A 6001-nucleotide genomic window follows, 5' to 3' on the forward strand; every position below is an offset into this window, starting at 1 on the left:
GGCTCATGCTGGCGTAAAGGACGACTGTCAAAACATTTTCCGGGCTCTTGCAAGGGTGTAAGACGCTTTGCATTCCCATCCGCCCTGTCAACGACGGGTAATGACGCGTACCCAAATACCTACAAGCCTTCACCAGGACCAAATCTTTGCCAAAGAGTGCAATCTTGGCAGTGCACACAGAACTACTTGATAATTATATCTTATATTTTGAGATAAATTTGTATTTTAGCGAAAATAATTTGACAGAAATGAATCGAATTAAAGAAGTGCTTGATGAAAAAGGCATCAAACAAACCTGGTTGGCTGAGAAGTTGGGAAAAAGTTACAATATGGTTAACTCCTATGCACAAAACAGACAACAACCCCGGCTTGAGGTGCTTTACGAGATTGCTAAAATATTGGATGTCAATCCAAAGGATTTATTGAAAGAAGAATTAAATGACTAAAGAAAATCAAATAGAGGACAATCTTATCAAACAACTGGAAGAGCTGAAATACATCCACCGTCCAGATATTGTTGATAGAAAAACACTTGAACAGAACTTCAAAGCCAAATTTGAAGCGTTGAACCGTGTTCGACTCACAGATAGCGAATTTTTACGTTTAAGAGAGGAAATCATTAACCCTGATGTTTTCCTTGCTTCAAAATTTTTACGTGAAAGACAATATTTTCAACGAGAAGACGGGACTCCATTGCATTATACTCTGGTAAACATTAAAGACTGGTGTAAAAATGAATATGAAGTCGTAAGCCAACTACGAATCAATACAGAAAACAGCCTTCAACGATATGACATTATTCTACTGATTAATGGTTTGCCTGTGGTTCAGATAGAACTGAAGAAACTGGACATTTCGCCACGCAAAGCCATGCAACAAATTGTGGATTATAAAAACGAACCCGGGAATGGTTATGGTAATTCGCTCATGTGTTTTATGCAGTTATTCATTGTGAGCAACCGCAGTAACACGTATTATTTTGCAAACAACAAGAATATCCATTTTCAGTTTAATGCAGATGAACAGTTTTTACCAATATATCAATTAGCGGATGAGCGAAATAAAAAAATTACTCACCTTGATTTATTTGCTGAAAAATTCTTAAAAAAGTGCACACTTGGCGAAATGATTAGCAAGTATATGGTGCTGGTAGAAAGCGAACAGAAATTGTTGGTAATGCGACCGTACCAAATTTATGCAGTAAAAGCAATAGTGGACTGCATTCACCAAAACCGCGGAAACGGATTTATCTGGCATACCACCGGTAGCGGCAAAACGCTGACTTCTTTTAAAGCATCTACCCTTTTGAAAGATAATCCTGATATTGAAAAATGTCTTTTTGTGGTTGACCGTAAAGACCTTGACCGCCAAACCCGGGAAGAGTTCAATAAATTTCAGGAAGGCAGTGTAGAGGAAAATACCAATACCGAAACTTTGGTAAAGCGTTTACTTTCTACAGATTATGCAGACAAGGTTATTGTTACCACCATTCAAAAACTGGGATTGGCATTAGATGGCACCTACAAAAGAAACTTCAAAGAGCGTTTAGAGCCATTGAGCAATAAAAGAGTTGTTTTCATCTTTGACGAGTGCCATCGTTCACAATTTGGTGAAAATCATAAAGCAATAAAAGAGTTCTTTCCGAATGCTCAACTCTTTGGTTTTACTGGGACACCTATCTTTGATGAAAATGCAACTTACAAAATCCGTGAAGACCAATACGAAACCTATAAAACCACCGAATCAATTTTCGAAAAACAATTACACGCTTACACCATTACCCATGCCATAGACGACAAAAATGTGCTGCGCTTTCATATCGATTACTATAAAGGCGAAGGCACAGTAAATGCTAAACCCGGAGAAGCTATTGCACAGCAAGCGGTTGTGGAAGCAATCATTGACAAACACAATTCTGCTACCAATCAACGGAAATTTAATGCGCTTCTGGCAACCGCTTCCATCAATAATGCCATTGAATACTATCGGCTTTTCAAAGAACTTCAAAAGAAAAAGCAAGAAGAAAACCCCGATTATGTTCCACTGAATATTGCTTGTGTGTTTTCACCGCCTGCCCAGCTACTTGCCAAAAACGGAGACCAGCAAAGCCAAAAAAACGCGGCCGACATTAAACAACTTCAAGAGGATTTAGCACAGGAAAAAGAAGACAACAAACAAAATCCGGAAGAGAAAAAGAAAGCTTTAACTGAAATTATTGCTGACTACAACCAACAATTTGGCACGAATCATTCTGTTAACGAATTTGATTTGTATTATCAGGACTTGCAACGGCGCATTAAAGACCAAAGATTCAGCAATAAGGACTATCCACATAAAAATAAGATCGACATAACCATTGTGGTAGATATGCTTCTTACAGGGTTTGATTCTAAATTTCTTAATACCCTGTACGTGGATAAAAACCTGAAGCATCATGGTTTGATTCAGGCACTTTCGCGAACCAACCGTGTGCTGAATGATACAAAACCGTATGGGAATATTATGGATTTCCGTTCGCAACAGGATGCCGTGAACCAGGCAATTACTTTGTTTTCAGGAGAAGACGGCGGAAGAGCCCAAGAAATTTGGATGGTTGACCCTGCTCCGGTAGTCATTGAACAATACCAAAAGGCGGTGGAAGCTTTGGGCGTGTTTATGCAGGAACATAATTTGGTAAATGAACCACAAGAGGTGTACAACCTGCACGGGGATGCTGCAAAGATTACTTTTATAAAAAACTTTAAGGAAGTACAGCGGCTCAAAACACAGCTGGATCAATACACGGATTTAGACGAAGCGCAAAAAGAAAAGATTGAATCCATACTTCCGGCTGAAAAATTGCTTGAATTCAAAAGCTCCTACCTGGAAACTGCAAAACAACTACGAAAAATTCAGCAAAAAGAGGGTGAAAATGCGCCGGATGAAATACAACAACTGGACTTTGAATTTGTATTGTTTGCATCTGCGGTAATTGATTACGATTACATCATGAACCTGATTGCCGAAAGCACCCAGCAAAAACCTGCCAAACAGAAAATGACAAAGGCACAGGTAATCAGTTTGCTGAAATCCAACGCCAACCTGATGGATGAAGAAGATGACCTGACAGACTATATCAACAGCCTCGACTGGAACAGCGGTCAAAATGTCGATAACCTGCGAAAAGGCTATGAAACCTTTAAAATAGACAAATACAATAAAGAACTGGCCGACATAGCTAATAAACACGGTTTACAAACAGCAGACCTGAAAAAATTTGTGGAGAAAATAATGAACCGTATGATTTTTGACGGTGAACAGCTTACCGACTTGCTTGAACCATTAGAACTTGGTTGGAAGCAAAGAAGTAAAGCAGAAACAGAATTGATGGGCGACCTAATGCCCTTGCTGAAAAAATTAGCCCAGGGGCGGGAAATTAGTGGTTTGGCAGCTTATGAATAGTCTTGAACCATGATTAAAAAGGATTATTGGATTACTTGTTTATGAAAGAACAAGAACTTACACATAAAATAATTGGTGCAGCAATGGAAGTCCACAAGCATCTTGGAAACGGGTTCCAGGAAGTAGTGTACCAGAGAGCCTTAGCCATTGAAATGCAGATACAGAACATCAATTTTATACGAGAACAAGAAATGTCATTGCAATACAAAGGTTATGATATAGGCACAAGACGAGTGGATTTCTTCGTGGAAGATAAAATTATGGTTGAAATCAAAGCCATCATCAATTTAGAAGATGTTCACCTGGCTCAAGCAATGAACTATGTTGAAGCATATAACTTAGAAATAGGACTACTGATAAATTTTGGAGCAAAAAGCCTTCAGTTTAAAAGAGTTCACAACAATAAAGTCTTGAACCATAATTTGAAAGGGTTAAAGGACAACCATGATTTCCCTAATCCAAATAAATCAAGTAATCAAGTAATCAAGTGAATCCCAAAAATCAAGGTTCAGACAAATGAATAAGAAGAAAAAATTAATACCGGAGTTGAGGTTTCCTGAGTTTGTAGAGGATGGGGAGTGGGAAGAGAAAGCTATATCTCAATTAGGCAAAACTGTAAATGGATTAACCGGGAAAAAAGCAGAGGATTTTGGGACTGGAAAACCCTATGTTCAATATAAGCAAGTGTTTGACAGATCATTTATAGATTTCTCAGAATGTGGAAAAGTAAGCATTGATGATAATGAAAATCAAAATGAACTTCAAAAGGGTGATATTTTATTTACAACTTCTTCAGAAACTGCAAATGAGGTTGGGTTTGCATCAGTATTAATAGAGCAACCAAATGAACCCATTTACTTGAACAGTTTTTGCTTTATACTTAGACCATTTAATTTAGATGAGCTTAAACCAAATTTTTCGCGGTACTTATTTCACAGTTCGATTTATAGAAAATCAGTTAACGCAATAGCACAAGGCGCTATTAGATATAACCTATCGAAAGGTGCGTTTTTAGATTTAAAGTTACCAGTACCTAAACCCCAAGAACAACAAAAAATCGCCTCCTGCCTTTCTTCTCTTGATGAGCTGATAGCCGCCCATAACGAAAAGCTGGAAGCCCTAAAGGAACATAAAAAAGGACTGATGCAAAACCTTTTTCCGCAAAAAGGCGAGAAAGTGCCGAAGTTACGTTTTCCGGAATTTGAGAAGGATGGGGAGTGGGTGGAGAAAAAATTGGGAGATGAAGAAGTCTCAGTTTTTGTGAACGATAAGATTGATAGTGAGAAATTAACTTTGGACAACTACATCAGTACTGACAATATGCTTCCTGATTATTCAGGAGTTAAAAAGGCAACAAAACTCCCAACAACCTATAGAGTTACAAAATTCATTGAAGATGATGTTTTAATGTCTAACATTCGCCCATATCTAAAAAAAGTTTGGAAATCTGACAGACAAGGTGGTGTTTCTAATGATGTGCTTGTATTTCGTTCTGGCTCAAAAGTAATAAGTCAGTTTTTAGAGTTCGTTTTAAAAAACGATGCCTTCATTAATTATGTGATGCAAAGTGCAAAAGGTGTAAAAATGCCGCGTGGAGATAAAGACACAATGCTGAAATATTCAATTAGAATACCAAATCCAAAAGAACAACAAAAAATAGCATCCTGTCTTTCGGCATTGGATGAGTTAATCAAGGCACAAACGGACAAAATAGAGCAATTACAACAGCATAAAAAGGGCTTAATGCAGCGGCTGTTTCCAAAAATGATTAAATAATGATGAATTTGAATAAATCAATAATATAAAGGAGATATCAGGGCTAACGCCCCTGAATTGTCTCACACCCAATTTATGCTACGAAGAGATCAGGGCTACGCCCCTGATTTTTGTTGACAAAAGTATATTTGATCGCAGCTTAAAAATTTTTGTAAAAGAAACTACACAAACAAATGAAAGGGGTGTTGGTCCACCCTGACAAAAACAATAAACCAACCAGGACCTAAAAAGGGCGGTAGCCCCTCAATTTTCGTAATAGAATACCGGAAGATATAAACAAAGGGGCGTTAGCCCCGTAATCTTCGTAATAGAATGGACGATATAAACAAAGGGGCGTTAGCCCTGAAATCTTCGTAGAAAAAATGTATGAATTTAAACATAGGGGCGTAGCCCGGTAATCTTTGTAATAGAATAATGGACGATATAAACAAAGGGGCGTAGCCCGATAATCTTCGTAATTGAATAACGAATGATATAAACAAAGGGGCGTTAGCCCTGAAATCTTTGTAATAGAATGGACGATATAAACAAAGAGGCGTAGCCCGGTAATCTTCGTAATTGAATAACGAATGATATAACCCAAAGGGGCGTAGCCCGATAATCTTCGTAGAAAAAATGTATGAATTTAAACATAGGGGCGTAGCCCGGTAATCTTTGTAATAGAATGGACGATATAAACAAAGAGGCGTAGCCCGGTAATCTTCGTAATTGAATAACGAATGATATAATCAAAGGGGCGTTAGCCCTGAAATCTTCGTAGAAAAAATGTATGAATTTAAACATA

At 37.9% G+C, this 6001-nt stretch carries 4 protein-coding genes; all 4 read left to right on the plus strand.

The genetic code is table 11. The features are described 5' to 3' along the window. Nucleotides 1-248: 248 nt before the first annotated feature. Genes OQ5_RS0117065 through OQ5_RS0117080 form a run of 4 tightly spaced genes read left to right on the plus strand, consistent with a single transcriptional unit; the run spans nucleotide 249 to nucleotide 5217 of the window. A complete protein-coding gene (locus tag OQ5_RS0117065) occupies nucleotides 249-446 on the plus strand; it encodes a helix-turn-helix domain-containing protein (RefSeq protein WP_016778645.1) in 198 nt (65 codons plus the stop codon). After that, nucleotides 439-3441 carry a type I restriction endonuclease subunit R gene (locus OQ5_RS0117070; RefSeq protein ID WP_016778646.1) on the plus strand — a complete coding sequence of 1001 codons (3003 nt, stop codon included), beginning with the start codon at nucleotides 439-441 and terminating at the stop codon, nucleotides 3439-3441. Before OQ5_RS0117065 ends, OQ5_RS0117070 begins: the two co-directional genes overlap by 8 nt. 41 nt (nucleotides 3442-3482) lie before the next feature. Then, nucleotides 3483-3932 (plus strand): GxxExxY protein, encoded by a 450-nt coding sequence (locus OQ5_RS21475; RefSeq protein WP_016778647.1) that lies wholly within the window; start codon nucleotides 3483-3485, stop codon nucleotides 3930-3932. A 25-nt stretch (nucleotides 3933-3957) separates the two neighbouring features. After that, on the plus strand, nucleotides 3958-5217 hold the full coding sequence (locus OQ5_RS0117080; protein WP_016778648.1) for a restriction endonuclease subunit S: 1260 nt from the start codon (nucleotides 3958-3960) through the stop codon (nucleotides 5215-5217). Nucleotides 5218-6001 lie beyond the last annotated feature (784 nt).

Source organism: Anaerophaga thermohalophila str. Valhall (assembly GCF_000250735.1).
GTDB lineage: Bacteria > Bacteroidota > Bacteroidia > Bacteroidales > Marinilabiliaceae > Anaerophaga > Anaerophaga thermohalophila_A.

Excerpts from the sequence above, each read along its gene's own strand:
- OQ5_RS0117065 (WP_016778645.1), top strand. The coding sequence starts at position 249 with ATGAATCGAATTAAAGAAGTGCTTGATGAAAAAGGCATCAAACAAACC.
- OQ5_RS0117070 (WP_016778646.1), top strand. The coding sequence starts at position 439 with ATGACTAAAGAAAATCAAATAGAGGACAATCTTATCAAACAACTGGAA.
- OQ5_RS21475 (WP_016778647.1), top strand. The coding sequence starts at position 3,483 with ATGAAAGAACAAGAACTTACACATAAAATAATTGGTGCAGCAATGGAA.
- OQ5_RS0117080 (WP_016778648.1), top strand. The coding sequence starts at position 3,958 with ATGAATAAGAAGAAAAAATTAATACCGGAGTTGAGGTTTCCTGAGTTT.